Origin of the sequence: Stenotrophomonas tumulicola (assembly GCF_014117215.1) — a bacterium.
Classification (GTDB): domain Bacteria; phylum Pseudomonadota; class Gammaproteobacteria; order Xanthomonadales; family Xanthomonadaceae; genus Stenotrophomonas; species Stenotrophomonas tumulicola.
This window is the reverse complement of record NZ_JACGXS010000005.1, coordinates 87,429-111,438: the sequence shown is the minus strand read 5'-3', so window position 1 is coordinate 111,438 and position 24,010 is coordinate 87,429. Positions and strand designations below refer to the sequence as shown.

Annotated in this window: 16 protein-coding genes; 8 read left to right on the top strand and 8 right to left on the bottom strand. The window is 62.7% G+C overall.

All coding sequences use genetic code 11. The features are described 5' to 3' along the window. Positions 1-235 precede the first annotated feature (235 nt). The 3 genes from H4O11_RS11445 to H4O11_RS11435 all read right to left on the bottom strand — a co-directional run bounded on the left by H4O11_RS11445 (position 236) and on the right by H4O11_RS11435 (position 4,681). Positions 236-733, bottom strand: coding sequence for a hypothetical protein (locus H4O11_RS11445; RefSeq protein ID WP_182339560.1), 498 nt, complete (start codon positions 731-733; stop codon positions 236-238). 8 nt (positions 734-741) lie between these two features. Next, a complete protein-coding gene (locus tag H4O11_RS11440) occupies positions 742-1,767 on the bottom strand; it encodes a peptidoglycan DD-metalloendopeptidase family protein (RefSeq protein WP_182339559.1) in 1,026 nt (341 codons plus the stop codon). Positions 1,768-3,559: 1,792 nt separating this feature from the next. Further along, positions 3,560-4,681 carry an RHS repeat-associated core domain-containing protein gene (locus tag H4O11_RS11435; RefSeq protein WP_182339558.1) on the bottom strand — a complete coding sequence of 374 codons (1,122 nt, stop codon included), beginning with the start codon at positions 4,679-4,681 and terminating at the stop codon, positions 3,560-3,562. A gap of 67 nt (positions 4,682-4,748) precedes the next feature. On the opposite strand from H4O11_RS11435, the gene H4O11_RS11430 reads away from it, so the two are divergent. After that, a complete protein-coding gene (locus H4O11_RS11430; RefSeq protein WP_182339557.1) occupies positions 4,749-4,901 on the top strand; it encodes a hypothetical protein in 153 nt (50 codons plus the stop codon). Positions 4,902-5,195: 294 nt separating this feature from the next. Here H4O11_RS11430 and H4O11_RS11425 read toward each other — a convergent pair whose 3' ends face one another. From H4O11_RS11425 to H4O11_RS19500, 4 genes are all read right to left on the bottom strand, one after another. Next, positions 5,196-5,378, bottom strand: coding sequence for a hypothetical protein (locus H4O11_RS11425; protein WP_182339556.1), 183 nt, complete (start codon positions 5,376-5,378; stop codon positions 5,196-5,198). 479 nt (positions 5,379-5,857) lie between these two features. Continuing rightward, the gene (locus H4O11_RS11420; RefSeq protein ID WP_182339555.1) at positions 5,858-6,463 is read right to left on the bottom strand and encodes a DUF416 family protein; all 606 of its coding nucleotides are present in this window, start codon (positions 6,461-6,463) and stop codon (positions 5,858-5,860) included. 6 nt (positions 6,464-6,469) lie between these two features. After that, positions 6,470-10,264, bottom strand: coding sequence for an RHS repeat domain-containing protein (locus H4O11_RS11415; RefSeq protein WP_182339554.1), 3,795 nt, complete (start codon positions 10,262-10,264; stop codon positions 6,470-6,472). Positions 10,265-10,278: 14 nt separating this feature from the next. Next, entirely contained in the window at positions 10,279-12,936 is a 2,658-nt protein-coding gene (locus tag H4O11_RS19500) for an RHS repeat domain-containing protein (RefSeq protein WP_182339553.1), read from the bottom strand. Positions 12,937-13,143: 207 nt separating this feature from the next. Here H4O11_RS19500 and H4O11_RS11405 point away from each other — a divergent pair, with 207 nt between their 5' ends. The 7 genes from H4O11_RS11405 to H4O11_RS11375 all read left to right on the top strand — a co-directional run bounded on the left by H4O11_RS11405 (position 13,144) and on the right by H4O11_RS11375 (position 21,636). Next, a complete protein-coding gene (locus H4O11_RS11405; protein WP_182339552.1) occupies positions 13,144-14,025 on the top strand; it encodes a ParB N-terminal domain-containing protein in 882 nt (293 codons plus the stop codon). A 98-nt stretch (positions 14,026-14,123) separates the two neighbouring features. Beyond that, on the top strand, positions 14,124-15,410 hold the full coding sequence (locus H4O11_RS11400) for a DUF445 domain-containing protein (RefSeq protein WP_182339551.1): 1,287 nt from the start codon (positions 14,124-14,126) through the stop codon (positions 15,408-15,410). A 226-nt stretch (positions 15,411-15,636) separates the two neighbouring features. Further along, positions 15,637-16,788 (top strand): M23 family metallopeptidase, encoded by a 1,152-nt coding sequence (locus tag H4O11_RS11395; protein WP_182339550.1) that lies wholly within the window; start codon positions 15,637-15,639, stop codon positions 16,786-16,788. Positions 16,789-17,131: 343 nt separating this feature from the next. After that, positions 17,132-19,357 carry a TonB-dependent siderophore receptor gene (locus tag H4O11_RS11390; protein ID WP_182339549.1) on the top strand — a complete coding sequence of 742 codons (2,226 nt, stop codon included), beginning with the start codon at positions 17,132-17,134 and terminating at the stop codon, positions 19,355-19,357. Between the two features lie 4 nt (positions 19,358-19,361). After that, on the top strand, positions 19,362-19,694 hold the full coding sequence (locus tag H4O11_RS11385; RefSeq protein WP_182339548.1) for a DUF3649 domain-containing protein: 333 nt from the start codon (positions 19,362-19,364) through the stop codon (positions 19,692-19,694). Continuing rightward, positions 19,691-21,310, top strand: coding sequence for a PepSY-associated TM helix domain-containing protein (locus tag H4O11_RS11380; protein ID WP_182339547.1), 1,620 nt, complete (start codon positions 19,691-19,693; stop codon positions 21,308-21,310). Before H4O11_RS11385 ends, H4O11_RS11380 begins: the two co-directional genes overlap by 4 nt. Beyond that, complete coding sequence (locus tag H4O11_RS11375; protein ID WP_182339546.1) at positions 21,307-21,636, top strand: DUF3325 domain-containing protein; 330 nt, start codon at positions 21,307-21,309, stop codon at positions 21,634-21,636. The genes H4O11_RS11380 and H4O11_RS11375 overlap by 4 nt, the downstream gene beginning before the upstream one ends. A 68-nt stretch (positions 21,637-21,704) precedes the next feature. Here the strand turns inward: H4O11_RS11375 and rlmKL are convergent, their stop codons facing one another. Further along, a complete protein-coding gene (gene rlmKL / locus H4O11_RS11370) occupies positions 21,705-23,840 on the bottom strand; it encodes a bifunctional 23S rRNA (guanine(2069)-N(7))-methyltransferase RlmK/23S rRNA (guanine(2445)-N(2))-methyltransferase RlmL (protein ID WP_182339545.1) in 2,136 nt (711 codons plus the stop codon). Positions 23,841-24,010 lie beyond the last annotated feature (170 nt).

The window sequence follows — 24,010 nt, the reverse complement described above, 5'->3', positions numbered from 1 at the left end:
GCAGCCGAAGATCGCGCAACAGCTCCAACAGATTGAAGCGCTACCCAAGGCCAAGCAGCGCGCCATCGCACAGGTGCTCGACTCAGTGCTCGCCGCGCATTAGTAGAAGCAGCGATCACAAGAGCCAACAACGACAAGGCCCGCGATGCGGGCCTTGTACGTCATGGGCGAGGATTAATTCCCTCCGTCCCGTTTAGCTCGCGGCGGTCGAGAGTGAACCTGGAACCGTTCCTCGCTAAAAGTCAGTCCGCTGAACTACCTCTTCTAGCTTGTTCTGCTCATCTGCCAGCAGCTCAAGTGCGTACTTGATCCCGGTTGGAGATTGGATACTGAAGTCAGAACTGTAAACAATCCTGCCATCAACCTCTCCGCGATCAAATCTGACCCGAAAGTGACTCGATGCCTTCTCCTTGGACGCTTCAATGTCCTCACCAAACAGCATTCCTGCCGGCAATGTCGCTCCGAGCTTGGCATCATGCTTATTCACCGAGATACATGACAACGCACCATCGAAGAACACGTATTGCCTGCCCTGAGAGTCCTTAGCCGTGCAATCCACAAGCTCAGATTTCTCGCAGTCAGAGCTTGCGAACACAGACATGTTCTTCGGGGTATCACCAATAGAAGCAACCGCTCCTTGACCTTGCGCTCCCGCGGAAGCTTGAGTATCGCCATTCTCAGCTGCGTGGCATGAAGTGGTGGCAATAACAGCTGCTAGTAGCACCGTTCTCATGGAAGACCTCATGGCTCTGGCAAGTATGGGAGAGGATCAACAACAGTCCCGCCTGCTGCTCTTGGCGCCGGGCCATTCAATCGGATTTCAAAGTGCAAGTGCGAGTCACCAAGAGAAGGAGTATTGCCTGTCCTCCCCACCTTACCGATATCTTGACCGCCGTTCACGAGCGCACCAGGCTTGACAGCCACCGTGTCCAAATGAGCGGACTGTGAAAAGACACCATTGTCATGATCAAGTACCACTTGATTGCCGTAGGTGCCGCTAGGATTTTGTCTGATATCAACAACAGCCCCGTCTTGCGGAGCAACTACCCGCGCACCCTTCGGTGCTTCGATATCAATTCCCGTATGGGTAGACCTGCCCCGTGATGTGTTCCTCGGCGAACCGAACTCGCCTCTGCCCTCTCTAGGCTTGTCAGCTGCATTGAGCTTTGTATGCCCAGGTACCGGCCAAGATCTTTGTGTTTTGGCCATATCCGTCTTTCCTTGAGCCGGCAGCATAAAACGGGTCACCGTTCCTGTGAGGCTACGCTGGCAGATATTTGACCCGGTAATCTTCTCGCATCGTCCATCGGGGTCGGTGAACTTGTAGGGATTGTTCGCGGCGTACGCGTAGCGATTGAAACCTGCGCCCGTGCTCGCGTTTGCCGCAATCGGATCGACGCTGAGGAACCTTCCGATGAGGGGGTCGTAGTAGCGCTGCTGCATGTAACTCAATCCAGTAGCCGCATCGCTCACATGTCCGGCATAACCAGGGCCATCGGTGACTTCCTCGCCCACGACCGCGCCATACGGTTCGTAGGTGTAACGCTTGATGACATTGCCGGCCTCGTCGGTCTCGGCCACTACCGAGCCCAAGGCATCGGTATGGATATAGGTGACCGTCTGCGCGCTTGCCGATGGCAACAAGGCGAGACCGACCCACAGCACACAGCAGAGCCAGGCGCCCACGGCGCGCAGCTTTCGAAAACCACCCTCGAATCCACTTAAGCGGGTCGACACACCGCCCGCAGTTCCCCCGAATCCGCTCATCCTTCCAATCCCTGAAAGAGCCTTGAAGCAAGGCTCGATATTGATAGCACAGGAATGGACTCCCCGGAATCGGACTTCAGGATTGCGCGTAAAGGTGCGATCCCGGGTTGAAACGAGCGCAACGTCCGTGGTTGCCGGCCGGCGGCGGACTCCCTTCGACCATCCCGCCAATCCGCCAATCCGCCGGCCATGGCCGGCGCTACCAAGCCGCAAACAAAAAGCCCCGACCAAGGCTGGGGCTTTCTGCTGTATCTGGTGCCGGAAATAGGAATCGAACCTACGACCTACGCATTACGAACCCAGCCTAGTGAACCTTGCTAGCGACACAAGCGACTAACAACTGACCGAACGGCCCAACTCCGGCCGAGCGGACCGGCATGGACCGTTACCACCGGCACGCTGTCTGTCGCTTGTCGGGTGAGCGTCCTAGCGCGAACACCCGGAGCCTGGTCCGAGCTGACACGACCGAAGGTAAGTGCCATCTAAGCCTACGGTTGCGGACGGTTGCACCCAACCACTCCTAGGTGCGAACGAGGATCAGGACACACCTCATCTACACAGACAGCGATGGTCGTGCGGCCCCAGCCGATCCAGGTGTCACCGCCGGGCAGCTGATAGTTGGCTGCGACCTTGCCGACCGCCTCACGCTTCTTGGCCTTGGCAGCCTTACGGGGTGCAGCAGGTTGGTCCACGCTGCCACCTATGATGCGGGCCACCTGTCGGCGCTGGGCCGGGGTCAACATCTGGGCGTAAATGTGAAAAATGGTCGGAGCTTTGCGCTCGTCGGTTTACAAATGGCAACCTCTTACTCGTCCCGCCGGTAGCGATTAAAACATGCTTCGCGTTCGTCGTCCGCCCTCTTCTGCTCCACACGCTCGGCGGTATCCATACCGACTCCAACCATGAACGCACCAGCCGAGCCTGCGCCGAACAACATGGGTATGCCGATAGCGAGGTATCGGGCCGCTTTACCACTGCCACATGGGCCGGGTGTCTTTCAGCAGTGTTCCGAAGCCCACCATGAATGCGATGGCAAATATGAGGAATACGATAACGCAAACCGCTTTACGCACGAATGGTCGCTTCTTGGACAGCAAGTCTGCAATAACCTTCGGTTCCTTGAAGATTGCCATCATGTAGAGGAAGGCACAACTTGACTGCTGGGATGTAGTTGAACGCCAAGCGGACGTAGTAGGCCGTCATGGGATGGCCAACCCGTACTTCACTAGCATGACGTCAATGCACTTCTTCACCAAAGCACTGCACTCGCTCGCATCTTCCCGCGACCAAGAAATCCAAGCACCCTCAACCGTGGCGGGAAAATTCCGACAAAGGCAAATCCTTCGAACGCTGCCCCACTCTTGCTGGCTCTATCCGGCCCGAATCAGTACATCGCAGTTCCCACATCTAGGCGCTCCGGTGCGGGAAAAATACACTCCGCGGCCGGAACAGCCTAAGCAGCACGCGCCGGAACGCAAGATACATGCACTCAACCTTGCCTATCCTGAAAAAAGTAAAGCCCAGGTCACGCCCTTCGAATTCAAACATCCTCTCTTCAGCAACTTCCCAAACGTCACGTATGGAGAAATATGTCCTGAAGACCCCCGTCTCAACAGTCGCTACGAAATGTGCGCTCATACGATCCGAAAGCACCCTCCGCATGCGATCAACCGCAGTCGCAACATTCGATGACTTGATGAAGAACGTCGCTTGAAATCCGCCGACATCAGCCCCGAGCCCAGACGCTCGAATAAAGACCCCTTCAACCATGAATTCATAGAATCTCACGAGCCTATCTCCCCTTGCTCAACTCTTGATCCAGCCTTTTTGAATCAAGCCTTCCGTCAACTCGAAAATAGCCCTGAAATCCTCCATCCTGTCCCATCTTTACACCAGGCATAGGCAGGCCAGTCTTCTCGCTGATCGCCCCCATCGTGCCATTCCATCTTGCGATATCAGACTGCTCAGCGGGTCTAGGAACCGGATCAGGGATGTACTCTGCCGCATCAGCAACTTGCTCAAGCGTACCGGCCACAGCTAGTGCGCCGACGCTGTCCTTACCCCAGAAGGAGTGCCCCCTTACGCTATCTGTCTGGTAATGCGGAAGCCCTTTGCCGCCCCCCTCCAGTTCATGGCCCACATGTTTGAGCTGCCCCTCAGCCCCGTGTGCGGATGTCTCAATCTGCCTCGCTACTTGTCTTCTGTCCGCTATCACGTTCTGCTGGGCCCGGCGCGCACTGACGGCCTGCTCCTGAGTCAGTCGTGCAACCTTATGGGCCTGGTTTGCGGTGAGTCTGACGAGCCATGCAACTTTACCGGCTTCTCCATCAGGATCTACGTAGGTGTACGGATTTCCGTTCGCATACCGATACCGATTGAACTGCCCAACCGGCTGGTCATACGCAGTCACCGGATCCACAGACAGAAACATGCCCAACTGCGGATCCATATACCGCTGCTGCATATACGTCAGCCCGGTCCCGGCATCCATCATATGCCCGGTGTACCCCACCCCATCCGTCGCAGCCCCCACCGAAGCACCATACGGCTCGAACTGCTTGCGCTCCACCACCGCACCGCTGCCGTTGGTGCTTGCCACCGGACTCCCCAGCGCATCGGTGTGCTGCCACGTCACCACGCCGTTGTTGCGCGTGGCCAGCAGGCGCGTGCCCAAGTGGACGTAGTCGGTGTTGCCCCGGTCACGGCGCTGCTCGTACAGCAGTGCGCCGTCGTTTCCATATAGCGAGAACAGCCGCTGGCCGCTGCCATCGACGGCACTGACACGCCGCCCATGGGCGTCATAGCGGTACCGCTCGATACCCACCACCTCGCGCAGTCGGTTGCCATAGTCGAACGCGTGCTGTTGGCCGTTGCGGTTGGCCAGGTTGCCCTGCACCTCGTAGGTCAGGCCCATCGTGGTGGCGCCACTTTTGTGTATCCCGTGGTGCTCCCTGCGCCATCAACGGGTGACGGTGGAGGAGTTGATCGGAGCGCCGGGACGGCGACCTGCCAGCAAGCGCGGACCGGCACCGAAGCTGCAACAACAGTTGGAGCGGATCAACCAGCTGCCTAAGGCCAAGCAGAAGATGGTGAGCGAGGTGCTGGACTCGCTGTTGGCACAGGCCGGACGCTGACCGCAGGGAACCCCAACCACAAGGCCCGCAATGCGGGCCTTGTGGTTGGGGTTGGTCATCGGTAATTGAACCCGACCCCTTTATAGTTAGTGCCTTCCGATGACATCGACGCGCTTCGCACCCACACCCGACAGCAGAAAGCCTAGGGCAGCGACCATTTCCGGAAACAGATCGAGGCGCTCACCCAACGCGCCGCAGGACTCAGGCCTCGTGGCCACCCTCGATCTTCAACGGATAAATGAACCTGCCCCCTTTTCGCCCCCCCTTAGTCGTTCTCTCAAATTCGCTATGCCGTCAATTCACCCAAGTATGAAGAAGCTCTTTAATCTGCAGAATTTGCGCTTCTGCATAACGCTGATCTTTTATACGAATATCCGCATCATCCAAGTAATGCCAAAGAGCATGCGGCACTTGAAGGTCTCCCTTGTCAAGCTCCATCAAGGATCTAACTTTCTTTGCTCTGTCATACCAATCCATCATCTCGCCTTTCTACGTTGACTCCATCTCGATTAGATCGGAAATAGACGCAAATATTTTTCTCTTTGTATCTTCGGTATTCATCCCCCCCCTCCTGATCCAACGCGGGTCGAACAAGATCAAATGCGCCGCCTCTCCACGTGCTGCAGGGCCGTAATTGATATGCAGAATTGGTGTCGATCCACTATTGATTGGATGAAGATCAAGTCGAACACCCCATTTCCCACCTTTCCAGCGAACGCCAAGTAACATGGCGTGGACTCTACCGTGCAGTGGGTCGTGGAAGCAGCGCAGGCCCTGCAACGCATGACTTGGGATAAGGATTACCGGCGCGAGGTCGGGCGGAGGATTTCGTAGCCTTCAACAACAAGCTCCGCTTTAGCGGGGCTTGTATGTCATGCGGTCGGATTAATTTCCTCCGTCCCCTATAGGTCACAAGGCCCGCAGTTGCGGGCCTTGTCTTATACGTTCAACTCTCTTCACACGGCGAGAGGCGGCAAGCTTCCTTGCTCGATCTTCGACCATCTGGCTCGCAAATCGATTCCGACCTTGCCTCGCTCTTCATGCGCATCTTTCAGCATTACCAGACTTTCTCGTTGGGTTCGCAACTCGGATTGCATGAGAGGGTGTTCAATGATCCTGCGCTCCAGGTCCGGAGCATTTGGATCAAGCTCTTCTACCTCTTGAACGAATAGATCAATCGTATCCCTAGCGTAAGTAGCCACTTCGATCAGGTTCTTTGCCGCCGCACCTACAAGAGCTTCAAGTGTCGCCGCTGTTGCTGTAGCCGCATCTAATGCAGCTGATGTGTAGATAGACGAGAACTCCGCAGTATCTGGTGCCTGTTGCTCGCATGCGGACGCTAACGCGACCAACTCCAACGGCAAATTATTTGATGCGATCCACTCCCACACAGCATCAAGAGCATTTCTCATCGGAGCCAGATCGCCATAGCCACTATCGATTTGGAAGCTTCGGTAATTTGGCAACATGCGTTCACAGCAATACGCCATGAATGCCACTCTCTTCCAGTCCGGCATCCCTTCCGTCGCCAGCAATAGTCTTGTCTCGTCGAAGCTTTCCATTGATTTCTATCTGTCCTTGATCGGTATATCAACTTTCTTCATAGCTTCCTGGCAATTTGTACACGCAGGACGGCTCGGAGAAACACTCGTAGGCGTAAGCCCTTGTGCCTTTGCTCCGTTCACTGCATTGACTTCGGCATGCGTGCCTCGAACACCCTTAGCCGCAACTTCGCCCTCTTGCAGTACTGCACGCTGCGCAGGCCGCAATGCACCCTCGCTTGAACCAACCACACGAACTCCTTCTTTCGTTTCTGCAACAGCGGTCGTCACTCTGCCCTGAGTAGCTGGTTTGAGCGCACCTTGAATTTCTTTCGCTCGCGTAAGGGCGCTTGCCGTTTGCTTAGTCGCGGCTCCAGCCACGGCAGCTTTCCCGCCGCCACCAGGCCCGCCAGAATTAAGCTGAAGGAACGCAGCAGCGGCTCCCTTTAACCCGCCAACCAGACCAGAGGTTAATCCCTGTCTCTCCCCTTGATTCATTGACGCATACGAATCACCGAAGTTATCGCAGGACGGACAACGGCCATCCGGATCAGTGAAGCTGTACGGATTGTTGAAGGCATAGGCATACACGTTGAAGTGCCGCATGTCGCCGCTGCCGTAGGCGGTGACCGGATCGACGCTGAGCATCTTTCCCAGCAACGGATCGTAATACCGCTGCTGCATATACGCCAGCCCGGTCCCGGCATCCATCATATGCCCGGTGTACCCCACCCCATCCGTCGCAGCTCCCACCGAAGCACCATACGGCTCGAACTGCTTGCGCTCCACCACCGCACCGCTGCCGTTGGTGCTTGCCACCGGACTCCCCAGCGCATCGGTGTGCTGCCACGTCACCACGCCGTTGTTGCGCGTGGCCAGCAGGCGCGCGCCCAAGTGGACGTAGTCGGTGTTGCCCCGGTCACGGCGCTGCTCGTACAGCAGTGCGCCGTCGTTTCCATATAGCGAGAACAGCCGCTGGCCGCTGCCATCGACGGCACTGACACGCCGCCCATGGGCGTCATAGCGGTACCGCTCGATACCCACCACCTCGCGCAGCCGGTTGCCATAGTCGAACGCGTGCTGCTGGCCGTTGCGGTTGGCCAGGTTGCCCTGCACGTCGTAGGTCAGGCCCATCGTGGTGGCGCCACTGTCGTCACGCACGTTGGTCAGCCGGTTCTTCGCGTCATACCAGTAGTTGTGCGCCTTGACTCCACCCAGGTGGCTGCTGGTGAGGTTGTCCAGTACGTCATAGCGGTAGCGGAACTGCCCGTTGCCACCGAAGGCCGTCGATGTCGCCTGGCCCAGCCGGTTGTGCGCGTCGTACTGCATGCGCACGTCCTTGCTGGCGCCCTGCTGCTGGTCCAGGATCGCGGTGACATTGCCGTTGGCGTCGTATTCGTAGTTGAGCGCCAACGCACCGCTGTCGCGCAGCTGGGCCGGCAGTTGCCGTGCGTTGAGCACCGTCTGGTGCTGCACGCCGTTGCCGTACTGCAGGTGCGCCAGCGCGCCATTTGGATGCCAGGTGACGCCCTGCGCATAGACCTGGCCGGCCGCATCGCGCACCTGCGTGGGCTGGCCCAGGGCATTGGGCAGGTACTGCAGGGCCAGCCCGCCGGGCCGCGTCTGTCCGGACAGGTGGCCATTGGCATCGTAGGTATAGCCCACCGCCACCGGCGCGGCGCCGTTGACGCTCACCGTCTCGCCAGTCAGCAAGCGTCGCTTGTTGTAGGCGTACGTATTGACCACCGTACTGGCGCCACCGTCGTTCCAGGTGGTCACCTTGGCCGGCAAGCCATCCGGGGTGTACTCCCAACGCTGGTTGCCGTTGCCATCGGGGAAGGTCAGTTCGAGCAGACGGTTTCGTGCATCGTAGCTGCGGTCGACCCGACGCCCGGACGTCCGTGCGCTCTCGCGGTCGCAGGTGCTGCCGCTGGGCAGGTCCAAGCCCGCTGCCGACCACGCCAGGTTGCCGGCCGCATCGTAATCCATCACCGTCGATCCGGTTTCCGGTTCGATGACCTTGCACAACTGCTGTTGTGCGTCGTACACGTACTGCCGCGTTACCGAGCTCGGCGTCTGGGCTTGCTCTACCTTGATGGTGATTTCGTGGCTGCCGGTGGCCCCCCGCGAATCCTTGGCCACCGCGCGCAGCTTGTGCGTACCGATGGGGAGATCACTCAGCTGGGTCTGGTAGGGCGCCGTGGTGGGCGTAGCCACCACCGCGCCATTGAGCAGCAGCTGCACCTGGGTGACCACGCCATCGGCATCGCTGGCCGTTGCGGTGAAGCGCGCGGCGCCGGGGTGGCCCAGGACGGCGCCATTGGCCGGGGAGGTGATGGTGACCTTGGGCGCTACGTTCGCCGTCAAGACGAAACTTCCCGAGCCCGCCAACAGTTTATTTGCCACCCCAAAGTTGGATATGCCATGGACGTGGACGGACTTGCCAACGTGTGCTGTCAGCACTGCCGCTGACGGCGTGATGCTGAAGTTGTGTGCCGTACCGGCCCCGCAGTTCGCGTTGACGTCGGCGGGGCTGGTGGCATTTGCAGTAAATGCCCCGGCATAGGTGCCTACGCCGGATTGCCCGCCCAGGTACAAATGCACGCCGATGGCACCGGCCACCTTGGTATTGCAGGCCCAGCCCTGGATCATGCCGTCGCGCATGCCAGTGACGGCGCCAATGACACGTGATACATGGACCGTACGCGTATCGCTGAAAGCCTCTGCGCCACGGGTATCAAGGACGTAGGCACGCACGCGGTGGTCGCCTGGCGTGGTGGACCAGCTGTAAGTGTGGTTCGGCGGCGAAGTGGATCCCAGCGGATACCCATCCCCGAGGAAAATCACCGAGGCCACTCCGTCATCCGGATCGGACGCCGAAGCGGTCAGCACGATCGGCTGGCCCTCCCCCACCACGCCACCATTGGCAGGTGAAGTCAGGCTCACCGTAGGGAACTTGTTGTACGGAATACGGTGGACACCGGACCCGGCAAGCAGCTCGTTCGCGCCACCGGTAGCCGAGATCCCATGCATGTAGACCAGGCTGTTCGAATACCCGTTCACAACGTGGGGCGGCACCGCGATCCGGAACCGGCGTGCACTGCTTTGGGTGGCGCATTGGGCACCGAGTCCTGCTTCGCCGGCCTGGTCGGCGCGCCCGGTAATGACATGGGTACCGGCACCTGCGGCGCCGCCGACATACACATGCACATCGATGGGCGATTCAATATAGGTCGAGCAGGCCCAGCCGGTGATATGCGTGCCTGATACGCCATCGATGTTGCCCTTGATGGTGGAGCGCACCACGTTGATGCGCTTCAAGGTCGATGGCTGCCCCAGCCATTGCACCCCATCGAGCACCATCTTCCACTGGAAGTCATGGGTGCCGGCCTGGTCCGGCGCGCGGACAATGAAGTTGAACGTGACGTCCTGTCCGGTACCGGTATTATGTGGAAGACCCACCCGGGTCAGGCCCCAGCGTGCGTTGCCAGCAGGTTGCGACCCCAGGTTGAACGAGCGATGGGTTTCCCAGGTCATCGCCCCGGCGTTGCGGAAGGTCATGCTGACGTTGTAGCTCTGACCAGCCACCATCTGGTCCGGGACAGATTGACCTTGGAAGACGGAATACAGTTGCGTCGGCGTTCCAGCATCGCCAGGATCAGGGCAAGGTTCCGGCGCGACCATCGGAACGAATACCCCATCGGCCACACGCCGTGGATCTTCCTTCTCGCAGGCTGATGCAGTCCACGCCATCGGCAGCAGCATGGCCAACATGCACAACAGCCGCGTCACGCGCGGCATATCAAAGATCTTTCGCTTCATGGACGTCCCTGCCCTCAAAAGGATTCGCGCACGATGCGCGTCGGCTTGCCCAGTACGTCGCGCACCACGCGTGTTCGGATCCCGGGCTCGCCGGTAGCCGGCTGTTCGATGGAAACCGGGCTCTGGTAGCTGGGCGTGTCGAAGACCTGGTGATGGGTGATCGACCGGTCGCCGCGTGGACTGGTGACGCGTACGTCCATGCCCGGCAGATACTCGGTTACCGTGGTCAGCAGGCCCAGTTCGCTGTCGCCCGATGTAGACGTCAGCCGGCCCAGCGCGTCGTATTCGCTCCATTGCCCCGTCGTCAGCGTGGCGCTTGATCCGGGATGGGACTGGAACGTGGTACGACCGGCGTGGTCGTAGCTGAAACGCTGGTACCGGTCGGTGCCTGTGGCATTGGCCGTGTCGTGCTCACGGGTGATGACGGGCCGCCACATGGCGTCGAAGTACACATACTTGCGCCGATTTCCGGAGCTCGTGGTCAGTCTCCAGTGCCCGGCTGCAATTCCATGTTCAACCGCGTTCACGCGCTCGAACTTCTGTGTCGTTGCATTCCAGCCCACCGCATCGCCGCTGGCATAGGTGGTGGAACTCATCCGCCCCATGGCGTCGTAGCCATGGCTGGTTGTGTAACCAATCTCGTTGGTCACCGCAGTGATCCAGCCGTTGTCGTCCACCGTGGCGCTGATCGCATTGCCATCCGGGTAGCCGATCGACTGTGGCGTGCCGCGCTTCCAGTTGTTCAACGTGGTGGTATTGCCACGACCATCAGCAAAGCTGGCCACGCTGCCATCGGGGTGGTAGCTGAGCGTCTGCACCAACTTGCCGAACTGGCGCTGCTGCAGCGGCATGGCCAGGGCGTTGAATGTCGTCTGCGATTCAACCAGACCGGTGTCGGCATTGGTGGTGCTGGCAGTCTGCCCCAGCAGCCAGCGCGTGGTGTCATCGAAGTAGACGGTCGCGTCGGTGCGGCTGTCGCCGAGCGAGCTGCTGCGTTCGATCCGCAATGGACGGCCCTTGGCATCGAATGCGGCGACATTCCAGGTCATCGTGGTGCCGTCGCGGGTGATCACCTTCCTTGCCAGTGGCCGCACCAGCACCGAGGACTCGTCATTGCCGCCCCAGCGCGAACCATAACGGTCCGGGAACGGCATGGACGCCGCCTGCGCGGTGGTCACGTAGAACAGGTCTTCGTCCTCCAGCACCGTTCCGTCGGCCGCCACCACGTTGCGGCCCAGCAACTTGCCTTCATCGCGGGAATACACCGTGCCGTAGGATTCGTGCAGGGTGCTGCCATCGGGTTGCACCACCGTCACCACTTTGGTGCCGTTGCAGGCCACGCACGGCGGGACGTTGCCTGACCATAGCGACGATTGGCCGTTGACCCCCTCGTAGGTCCAGACCAGTGCATTGGGCAGACCGGGGCCTTCAATGGTCTTGCGGGTCAGCCCCAGCACGTCGAAGTGGATCGGCACGGCCAGGTGGTGGACGATGGACGATTCATTTTCCGCCGACCCGCTCACCGCCTCGCCCTGGCACAGCACGCTGGGCACACCTACCCGGTAATGCCGCTGATGGTCGAAACGGAACGTGCCCACCGCGCCAGAAGGATGCTTCATCTGCAGGCTGTAGGTCTTGGGACTGATCGGTGCCACGTTGCCGCACCCCTTGCCCGGGTCCTCGTTCCAGATCATGTAGGACACGCGCGTGTCCGCGAGGTGGTTGATCTCCCACGCGGCCTGGTCCGGCTGGGTGACCCGTTGCAGGGTGCTGCCGGTGTACGCATAGGCCCAGCTGCGGCCATGGGCGCTGGCGCTCACCAACCGGTCGTTGGCGTACTGCAGCGAGATGTTGCGCCCGTCGCTGCCGGTGATGGCGGTGGGATGGCCCTTGCCGTTATAGCTGATGCTGACCGCATTGCCGAAGCGGTCTTCGATGCGGCTGGCCAGCAGGAACACTTCCACGCGCGGACGCGAGCGGCCACTGGCTGAATCCTGCCCCATTGTGCCGGCGGTACGCGTGGTGCCGATGTTGAAGGTGTACGTGATTCCATCGGTGGTCTGCAGCACGAACCCTTCACCCTCGTACCCGGCCACCATCGGCGTGCAGGTGATGGCATCCAGCGCACTGGTGGTCCACTTGCTGGCCTGGCGATTGTCCGGCTTGAACTGCGCCGGTGGCAACGCGATCAGCGAGCGCGCGCCTTGCCCGGGCAGGTTCACCGAATAGCCGGACCAGATATCGTCCACACGATGTGGTGGAAGGGTATGCGGGTAGAAAATGTCGCTGCAGCGTGCCGTGCGCAGCCCGGCGCTGCCGACGTTCCATCCATACGCCCCGTCGAACACCCCCGAGATATACGGCACATCGATGTTCCAGTCGCCGGCACCACCGAATATCTGCGGCGCCATGCCTGCGAAGGGAACCGGCCGCACCACCAGCTTGCGGGTCAACTTCACCGGCAAGGCGTTGGTGCCAGGAATGTCGATGTCGGTCTGTTCGAAGGCAACGCTCTGGTCGAACATGTTGACCGCATCACCAAACAGGTCTGACGTCAGCGCACCCACCTGTTCGGCCGTGCGCAGGCGCTTGTCATATTCCTGGTAAGGCTGCATCGCCTGGCCGCTGGCCACCCCGATGCCGCTGCCAGCCAGCAACGTGACTAATGCCACGCGCCCAAACCCCCTGGCCGCGACATGGCGGCCCGACATCCTGTCCAGCATCCTTGCTATCCCCTGTTGATGGCTGGCTGAATATTCACCATATGTTCATCCCAGTCAAGTGGCGCTTCCCGCTGTTGGTCGCGGACCCCAGCAGGTCGGGAGAACCCGCCATCGCCCGTACAATGGTCGGTTCCGTTCCACTGCCGCCCGTTGCCCATGAACATCGTCGTCAAAGAAGAACTCAAGGCCTACATCGACCCGCTCACCGCGGACGAACATGAGGCGCTGGAGCGCAGCATCCTGGCTGAAGGTTGCCGTGATGCGCTGGTGCTGTGGGGCGATGTACTGGTGGATGGGCACAACCGTTACGGCATCTGCCAGAAGCACGACCTGCCGTTCAACACCGTGCAGCACACGCGCTTCCAGAGCATGGACGACGTGCACCTGTGGATGATCGAACAGCACCTGGGCCGCCGCAGCGTGTCCGACTTCCAGCGTGGCGTGCTGGCCCTGCGCAAGCGCGAGATCCTGGCCGAGCGCAAGCGCATCGAGCAGGACCAGCTGCAGCGCGAAAGCGACGGTACCGCCGAAAGCCCGCAGGACGAGCAGGACAGCCCGCCGTGGGACCCGGCACCGAAACTCAGCCGCGCCGAACTGGCACGCGAAGCAAAGCTGAGCAGCAACCAGATCGGCATGATCGAGCGCATCCGTGCCCAGGCAGCTCCCGAAGTGGTGGAAGCGGTGAAGAACGGGCAACTGTCGATCAGTGCCGCCGCCGCCGTGGCCTCGCTGCCGGAGGAAGAACAGCGCGCCGCAGCCAGCGGCGGCAAGGACGAGCTGAAGCAGGCCGCCAAGCGGGCGCGCGAGGCCAACCGCAAGCCGCGTCCGGCCAAGCCCGAGCCCGAGCCGATGCTGGACGCCGCGCAGGAAGCCGATGAGGACGAACTGGCCGCACGCGATACCGAGGTGCTGGCGGCGCTGGAGCAACTGGGCGAAGGCGCGCCGGCCCTGCGCGCACGGGTGGTTGCCCTGACCCGCGAGAACGATGCCCTGCGCCAGCAGCTTGCCGCGCTGCGCAGGCAACTGGAAGCGCTGTAGCGCCGGACCACGCCCGGCGAGCGAAGCGGCATATGGAAATCCGCCGGGCATGGCCCGGCGCTACCATCGCGTCACCGGCCTGCGGGTAGACTGCCGGCATGGATTCCCCCATCGACCCGCGCCGCGCCCAGCTGCGGCGCATGAAAGTCATCGCACTGGGCCTGTTGCTGCTGATGCTGGCCGGTTTCGCGGTCAGTCATTGGCAGGGGGAACGGGGTGCCTGGGCCTGGGTATCGGCGTTCTGCGAGGCCGCCGCCGTCGGCGCGCTGGCCGACTGGTTCGCGGTGGTGGCACTGTTCCGGCGCCCGCTGGGCCTGCCGATCCCGCACACGGCCATCATCCCGCGCAGCAAGGAGCGCATCGCCGACAGCCTGGCGCTGTTCGTGCGCGACCAGTTCCTGGAACCGCAGGTGCTGCTGGCCAAGTTGAAGGTATTCGATCCCGCCGCGCGCCTGGGCAGCTGGCTGTCCGATCCGGAACGGGTGCGCATGCTGTCGGACATGGCGCGTGCCTGGGCGCTGCAGGCACTGGACTTCTTCGACGAAAGCGCCGTGCGCCGGCAACTGCACGCCTTCGTGGTGCAGCAGCTGCGGAAGTGGAATGCCGCCTCCACGGCCGGCGAACTGCTTACCCTGCTCACCGCGGACGGGCGCCACCAACGTGTGCTGGACGAGGGCCTGCAGCGGCTGGCGCGCTGGCTGGAACAACCGGAGGTGAAGGGACGTGCTTCCGAACTGATCGTGCGCTACATACAGCGCGAATGGCCCACGCTGTCCAGCACCGTGAACTGGATCAAGCCGATCGATGAGATCGGCGACAGCCTGGCCGAGCGCCTGGCCGGCGCGGTGCTGGATGAAATGCAACAGGTACTGGCCGATCCCGCCCATCCACTGCGGCAGGATTACGAACAGTGGCTGGGCAACTACGTGCAGCGCCTGCGCGAAGACCCTGCACTGGCGGAGCGCATCGAACAGCTGAAGCAGGAGATGATCGACCATCCGGCACTGCAGGATTATGTGCAGGGGCTGTGGTCGCGCATCCACGCCAGCCTGCGCGCCGACCTGCAGCGCGAAGACTCCGCGCTGGCCGGCCACCTGCAACGCAGCATGGCCGGGCTGGGCCGCAGCCTGTCGTCCGACCCGGCGCTGCGCGATGCCTTGAACCAGCACCTGCTGGAAGGCGCGCAGCGCTTGACTGCGCGCCTGCGCGAAGGCGTCACCTCGCACATCGCACAGACGGTGAAGGGCTGGGACGAGCGCCATCTGGTGGAGCAGCTGGAACTGAGCGTGGGCCGCGACCTGCAGTTCATCCGTTTCAACGGCACCCTGGTGGGCGGCTTGATCGGGCTGCTGCTGCACGCGGCCACCGCGTGGCTGCACTTCTGAATTGACAGCGCGACTGGCAATGCCACTTGCGATGACTTGTGCCAACACAACGCGCAGTGTGATTTGCGACTCAGCCCCGGCGACTGACCGCACCTAGCATCGCATCATTCGTCCGCCACCAGCGGCAGCGACGATGCGGCCACACATACTTCCCAACGGTCCTCCATGGCCGACGGACAGCTGCGGCCGGAAGTAAATGATGCCGCGCATCCTCGGAGTCCAAGCCATGACCATCGCGAAGAATCTGTTCCTGACACCCACCCTGATCGCCATGCTGTGCGCCACCGGCGTCGCTACCGACGCACATGCCGACCAGCCCCCTCTCCGCTCCCAGGACCTGGTGTACGGCTACGATGAAATGTTTGATTTCGACATCGCCGGGTGGCTTGCCACGCACGCCCCACACCTGTCCGCACAGGCGGAGACGATTTCGCACTGGGCCGGCTTCAGTGGCATCAGCCCAAAGGCACTGATTGCCTTGATGGAACTGCACTCCGGCGTGGTCGGCAATGTGCAGGCCACTGCCGGGGTGATGCAGCGTCCCTTCGGCACGCTGGTGGCCAGGACCGGCTTTGGCCCGCAGCTGCGCGAAGTCGCTGAAACACTGCGCGACGCGATGTATGACCATGACGACACACGCACGTCCGGACCTGTCGCGCTATCGAAGGGCAATCCCCTGCGCACGCTGTATGCCGTGTCCGGCCTCGCCGCCGCCCGTGGCGACACGTTGGCCGATACCGGTTTCACCGATGTCTATCGCCGACTGTTCAACACCTCGCCGCAGGCGCGGCCAGCCTCGCGCTTCATCGCCGCCCAGCCCATGGCTGACACGCCGCCGACGAACCTGCTGCAGTTCCCCTATCCACTGGGCGAAAAATGGCATGTCGGCGGCGCGCACACGAATTCCGGCTGGGGGCGCTTTCCGATGTCCTCGCTGGACATGTTCAAGGGAGGCGGCTGGGGCAGCAACCTCAGCAATCACTGGGTCTCGGCCTCTGCAGCAGGCACCTTCAAGCGCCATTCCTCGTGCATGGCCGAGATCGTGCATGCCGGAGGATGGTCCACCACCTACTACCACCTGATGAACATCAGGCATGCCACCGGTGCAGAGGTAGGCGCCAACGCGCCCATCGCCAACCCGGCCAATACCCGCTCGCAGGCGTTGTGCAACGGCGGCAGGTCCACCGGACCGCATGAACACTGGTCGCTGAAGTCCAACGGCAGGCAGCACCACCTGAACGGCGTCACCCTTTCCAGCTACCTGATCAAGGCAACCGGCAGCAGTTATGACACCAACTGCACCCGCTTCAACCTGAGCCGCAACGGCAGGACCTACTGCGCGGACTGGTACACCAACATCGGCGTGGACGCCCCCTGAGCGGCACATCGTTCCGCGCATCACCTGCAAGCAGGGTGGTGCGCGGAGGGGCCGAACGCATCCGTGCGATCGCATCGGTGAGCGTACTGGAAACGCTTGCTTAACCAAATGCGAATACTTATCATTACCTGATCGACGTACGCCCAGCCAGCCTGTCGCGGATTCCCTTCCGCCGCCGCCGCCCCGTGTACCGCCACGAATGTCCGCGCCCGCAGCGACCTCCTGCGGCACGGCGACGATGGGAGCGGATGCGCCGTAACGGCGCCCCGCAGGCATACGCACGCGCTTGAGGGTGCCGCTTCCATCGCCGGCCTTTATTACCTGCATGGAACCGCATCCCCCTATGTCCCGCCTTCAACATGTCCCCGCTCCATCGCTGCTGGCAGCCGTCGTCACCCTGCTCCTGGCAAGCGCCAATGCGCATGCCGACGTCCCGGCTGATTCCTCGGCCCGCACCCTCGACGCCGTCCAGGTCACCGCAGATGGAGAGATCAAGAACGGGTACACGGTGAAGCAGGCCAACACGGCGACCAGGTTGAATCTGTCGCTGCGCGAAACACCGCAGTCGGTAACCGTGGTGACCCGCCAGCGACTGGATGACATGGGCCTGTTCGCGCTGTCCGATGTGATGGGCCAGGTGACCGGCGTGCATGTGTCGGTCACCGACAGCGAGCGCATCAACTATGTGTCGCGCGGTTACAACATCACCAACTTCCAGGTCGATGGCATGCTCAACACGTTCGGCGGGTCGATCAAGACCAACACCGACAGCGTGATCTATGAGCGCATCGAAGTGATCCGCGGCGCCACCGGGCTGACCACCGGCGCCGGCGATCCATCGGGCACCATCAGCTTCGTGCGCAAGCGCCCCACCGATACCTTCCAGATGGGCGCCAACCTGACCGTGGGGCGTTGGGGCAACCAGCGCCTGGAAGCCGACCTCGGCGGCCCGGTCGCATTGGATGGCCGCGTGCGTGCACGCGTGGTGGCGGCCAAGCAACAGAGCGACTCGTTCCGCGATGTCTACCAGCTGGACAAGGACGTGTTCTACGGCATCGTGCAGGCCGATGTCACCGACAGCACGCTGTTGGAAGTGGGCCATGAATATCAGTCCCCGCACACCTCCGGCGTCACCTGGGGCGTGGTGCCGTACTGGGGTGCCGATGGCAGACCGGCCAACCTGCCGCGTTCGACCAACCTGTCGGCATCGTGGAGCGCATGGCCGATCGTGGAAAAGACCAGCTTCGTGCGCCTGGAGCAGCAGCTCGGCAATGGCTGGTCGGCCAAGGCGAACTTCACCCATGCCGACCGCGATACCGATGGCAGTGTCTGGTACGGCGCATCCGGTTACCCGCGCGCCGATGGCACCGGCGTGAACGCCTACATCTCGCACTTCAACGAGAAGAGCACGATGGATGTGTTCGACCTCAATGTCAGCGGACCGTTCACGTTGTTCGGGAGCGACCATGAGCTGGTGTTCGGGCTGGGGCAATCAGTGCGCGAAGGTGAGTCCGAAGCCATCGATTTCGATGACAGCGCGCCCGGGTACGCGCAGGTACCGGACTGGCGTCACTGGACCGGCGATGTACCACGGCTTCCGGTCACCCGCATGGGCTACCTGGCTTCGGAGAACGAACTGCGCCAGCGCGCCGCCTACGTCGCCGCACGCCTGCAGCTGGCCGATCCACTGCTGGCCGTGGTCGGCGCACGCTACGGCAGCTGGGAGACCAGGAGCTGGCGCTACACGCATGACGATGCCGGCAACCTGACCGGCACCACGCGCACCGGCTACAAACCCGACGATTCACTGACTCCGTACCTGGGCCTGGTCTACGACTTCAACAGCACCTTCAGCGGCTATGCCAGCTACACCGATATCTTCCAGCCGCAGGATTACCGCGACCGCAACGGCGACTACCTGGAGCCGGTGGTCGGCAACATGTGGGAGGCGGGCCTGAAGGCAGAGTTCTTCGATGGCCTGTTGAATGCCTCCGCCGCCGTGTTCGAAGGCGAGCAGGACAACGTGGCGGAGATCGACGATTCGGTGCCACCGTCGTCGCTGCCCGATGGCAGCCAGGCCTATCGTTCCACCGGCAAGGGCAACAAGGTGAAGGGCTGGGAAGTGGAAACCCAGGGCAGCATCGGCGAACACTGGAACGTGTCGGCCGGCTTCGCCCACACCACCATCCGCAACCGCGCCGGGGTTCTGCAGAAGACCACGACCCCGCAGGATACCTTCCGCCTCAACGCCAGCTGGCGCCCCAGTGGCATCGATGGCCGTTTCTGGTTGGGCGGCGGCGCGACGTGGCAGAGCGGCATCTGGAACAACAGCACCCGGCCAGGTGCGGATTACCTGGCCACCGGCGCGACCGAAAGTGCAAGGATCGAGCAGGATGCGTTCTTCCTGCTGAACCTGTCGGCGGGGTACCGCTTCAACCCGAACTTCAGTGCCCAGCTCAACATCAACAACCTGCTGGACAAGGAGTACTACAACAACGTGGGCTTCTACCAGGGCGTGTACTGGGGCGAGCCCCGCAACGTCACCATGACGCTGCGCTGGAAGCTTTGACGCCATGGACCGCTCGCCGCCTACTGCCAGCCCGTCCACCAACGCACGCCTGCTTGCGTTCTTCGCCCGTCCCGGCTGGGGCGTGCTCTCACGCAGCCTGGCTGCCATCCTTGGTGGCTACACGCTGGCGGCGGTCACCAGTGTGTTCTGCGCGGTGGTATTGCCCGGCGCGCGTGGGCAGACCGTGCTGACCGGCATGCTGGTGGCCATCGTCGTGGCCGCCTGCGCGGCCCTGTGGGCCTTCGCCACCCGCACCGCATTGCGCGCCTGGGTGGGCATCGCGCTGCCGACGCTGCTGCTGGCCGCCGTGGCGCGCCTGATGGGAGCCTGGGCATGAAGAACGGATTCCGCCAATCGATGGCCTGGCTGCACACCTGGACCGGCCTGCTGGTCGGCTGGTTGCTGCTGCTGATCTTCATGGCCGGCACGGCCAGCTACTATCGCGAAGAGATCAGCCGCTGGATGCGGCCGGAGCTGCCGTCCAGCATGGTCAGCACCGACGTCGCCGCACAGCGCGCGGTGCACTACCTGCAGGAGCATGCGGGCCAGGCTGAAACCTGGTTCGTCACCCTGCCCGACCCCCGCAATCCGGCCATGCGCATGTTCTGGCGCAATCCCGAATCGATGGTCAAGCCCCCCGTGGAGGGTGAACGCCGTCGTCGTGGTGGTGGCCGTTTCGGCGACGCCACCGTGGACCCCAATACCGGCGACACGCTGCAGGCACGCGAGACCCGCGGCGGCGATTTCTTCTATCGCCTGCACTTCGACCTGCACTACATCCCGGTGTTGTGGGCACGCTACCTGGTCGGGTTCTGCGCGATGTTCATGCTGGTGGCGATCATCACCGGCGTCATCACCCACAAGAAGATCTTCAAGGATTTCTTCACCTTCCGGAAGGACAAGGGCCTGCGTTCGTGGCTTGATTTCCACAACGTCAGCGCCGTGATGGCACTGCCCTACCACGCGATGATCACCTACACCGGCATCGTCACGCTGATGGTGATGTACCTGCCATGGGGGATCAAGGCGGCATACCCGCAGGACGAAGCCGCTTTCTTCAGCGAGGCCTTCGGCGGCATGCCGGAAGTAACCGCGCCGGCCGAAGGACGCGCTGCCCCCCTGCCCATCCAGCAACTGCTGGACAGTGCACGTGCGCACTGGAAAGGCGTTGACGTATCCGGCTTCAGCGTGGCCAACCCGGGCGCGGCCAATGCGGTGATCGACATCCGACAGCGCGATGGCAAGCGGTTGTCCATCGATACCCCGGCACTGCGCTATGACATGGTCAGCGGCACGCTGCTGCAGGAAAGCCCGGCATCCGGTGCGGCCACGGCCACGCGCGGGGTGATGTATGGCCTGCACCTGGCGCGCTTCGCCGACTGGGGCCTGCGTGCCCTGTTCTTCCTGTCCGGGCTGACCGGCTGCCTGATGGTCGCCAGCGGCGTGGTGCTGTGGGCCGTGAAGGAACGCCCCAAGCATGCGAAAAGCGGGAAGACCGGCTTCGGCCTGCGCCTGGTGGATGCGTTGAACATCGGTGCGGTGGCCGGCCTGCCGATCGCCTTCGCCGCGTACTTCCTCGGCAACCGGCTGCTGCCGCTGCAGCTGGCCGGACGCGCCGACGCGGAAGTCACGGTGTTCTTCTACGCCTGGGGCGCGGCGCTGCTGGCCGCCTTCATCTGGCCCAAGCGGGTGATGTGGACGTGGCAGCTCTACCTGGGTGCGCTGTTGTTCGCACTCATTCCGCTGGTCAATGCACTGACCACGCATGCCCACCTGGGCGTGACGATAGCGGCCGGTGACTGGGTGCTGGCAGGTTTCGACCTGGTGATGCTGGCCTTCGGCGCGATGCTGGCGATGTGCGGCTGGCGCATGCAACGCTGGACGCCACCGTTGAGCGCTGCGGAGAAGAAGAAACGGGCAGCTGCCGTGGCAGCGGTGGAGGCATCGGCATGATGCTGCTGGCGATCGGGCTATCGTTCACCGCGTTCACCGCGCTGTCGCTGGCAATGGAAAAACACCAGTTGGAGCTGCATGCGAAGCAGGCAGCGCCGGCATCGCGCCGGCGACAGTGGTCGGTGCTGGGCTGGGTGCTGCTGGCGCTGGCCTTCGGCCTGAGCGTTGCCGACCATGGCTGGGCGATGGGCCCGGTATTGTGGCTGGGCGCCATGACGATCACCGGCCTGCTGCTGGCGTTCGGGCTATACCCGTGGAAGCCACGCTGGATCGTGCCGCTGGCATGGGCGCTGCCGGTGCTGGGGCTGGTGGCCGCGCTGGTTTGATGCGGGGCGGTGACGTCGCTGCGCTCGCCGAGCATGGCTCGGCGCTACCCCACATGACCTCGGTGCGGTTACAGCGCGCGCAGTTCCCATGCCCGGTGGATGCGCGCATTGCGCTCGAAGTCCGGGCCGATGGTACGCGGGCTGATCTCGCGGCAGGTGGCGAACGCGGCGATTGCGTTCTCTTCCAGCTTGAAGCGACGGAAGTTGTTGGAGAAGTACACCACTCCACCAGGGGCCAACCGGGCTACCGCCGCCCGTAGCAGCCGTACCTGCTCACGTTGCACGTCGAAGTCCTCGGCGCGGGCGGAGTTGGAGAACGTCGGTGGATCGCAGAAGATCACCTCGTACTGGCCGCCGTCGGCTTCCAGCCAGGACACCGCATCGGCCTGCACCAGCAGATGCTGGTTGCCGCCCTGCCCGTTCAGCGCCAGGTTGTCATAGCACCACTGCAGGTAGGTCGCCGACAGGTCCACGCTGGTGGTGCTGGATGCGCCAGCCACTGCGGCCTGCACGCTGGCCACGCCGGTGTAGCAGAACAGGTTGAGGAAGCGCTTGCCGCGCACTTGTTCGGCCATGGTCCGGCGCAACGGCCGGTGGTCCAGGAACAGGCCGGTATCCAGGTAATCAAACAGGTTCACCCGCAGCAGCGCATCGTTCTCGCGCACCACCAGGAACTCATCGCGACGTTCGAAGCGACCGTACTTGCTGCCGCCCTTGCCGCGCTCGCGCGATTTCAGCGCTACCTGCTCCGGCGGCACCTGGAACACCTCGCGGGCGGCGGAAAGCAGTTCGTTGCGGCGGCGACGCACGTCGTTTTCCGGAATGGTCGCCGGCGCCGCGTATTCCTGCACATGCAGGAAGGTACGACGCTGGCCACCATCTTCCTCGTACACATCGATGGCGGCGGCGTACTCGGGAAGATCGGCATCGTAGGCACGGAAGCAGGTGACCTGTTCGCGCGCGCGCCAGCTCTTGAACTTCTTCAGGTTCTTGCGGATGCGGTTGGCCACCATCTGCGCGCCTTCGCTGAGTTCGCGCGGGACAGCCGGATCGCGCTGCGGCACGGCCACCGGATCGCAGGTGATCAATACGCATTCCAGGGCGCCATTGAACATCTGGTATTTCTTGCCGGCGCGCAGGCCGGTGGCGAAGGCCAGTTCGGCGTCGCCACACAACAGGCTGGCGCGCCACTGCGGCACGGCCTTCTGCAGCGCATCGCCCAACCGCCGATACAGCGCCGGGTCGGCTGCCAGGCGCTCATCGTAAGGCGGATTGCTGACCACGCAGCCGATCTCCAGCGGCGGCGCCGGCAGGTCCACGATATCGGCACGAGTGAAGGTGATGGCATGGGACACCCCAGCCACTTCGGCATTCTCGCGTGCAGCCTGGATCGCCAGCGGATCGATGTCGCTGCCGAACACCACCGGCTTCAGTGCCGCCAGGCCCACCTTTTCGCGCTCGCGCGCCTCGGCCAGCAGGGCTTTCCAGCTGGCATTGTCGAAGCCCAGCCAGCGGCTGGGCAGCAGGCTGCCGTGGCGCATCAGGCCAGGCGCTACATCGGCCGCCATCAACGCCCCTTCGATCAGCAGCGTGCCGCTGCCGCACATGGGGTCCAGCAGGCCCCCACCGGCTGCATGCAGGCGTGGCCACTGGCCGCGCATCAGTACCGCAGCGGCCAGGTTTTCCCTCAGCGGCGCTTCGTGTGCGGCACCCCGCCAACCACGGCGGTGCAGTGGGCCACCGCCCAGGTCGATGGAAATGGTGGCCCGACCCTTGCGCAGCGACAGGTTGATGCGTACGTCCGGCAGGTCGGTGTTGACCGAAGGACGTTCCAGCCCCTCTGCACGCATGCGATCCACGACGGCGTCCTTGATCCGCTGCGCAGCGAAGCGGGCGTGGGTGATCTTGTCACCGGACACATGCGCATCCACGGCCAGGGTCATCTCCGGCTTCAGGTGGTCCTGCCACGGCAAGGCATGCACACCGTCATACAGGGCCTGCTCATCGGCGCACTCGAACTCGGCCAGCGGCCACAGCACGCGGCTGGCCAGCCGTGACCACAGCACGATCCGTTGCGCCTGGGCCAGTTCGCCTTCGGCGTTGACGCCGGCGATGGTGGCAGTGGCCTTGGGCAAGCCGAGGGCCGACAGCTCGTCGGCAAGCAGGTATTCCAGGCCTTTGGCGCAGGAGACGAAAAAATTCACGGGATCGGTTTCGCAGGTGGGGCAACCGTTTGCACGGCGGGGCGCCCATTGTAGTCGTTGACGGCCGGCTGGGCTCCGGTAGAGCGGGTCCATGACCCGCTGACGCGCCGGTGGCGTCGGACCGAAGGGCAGCGGGTCATGGACCCGCTCTACCGGGGGCGTGGAAGGGC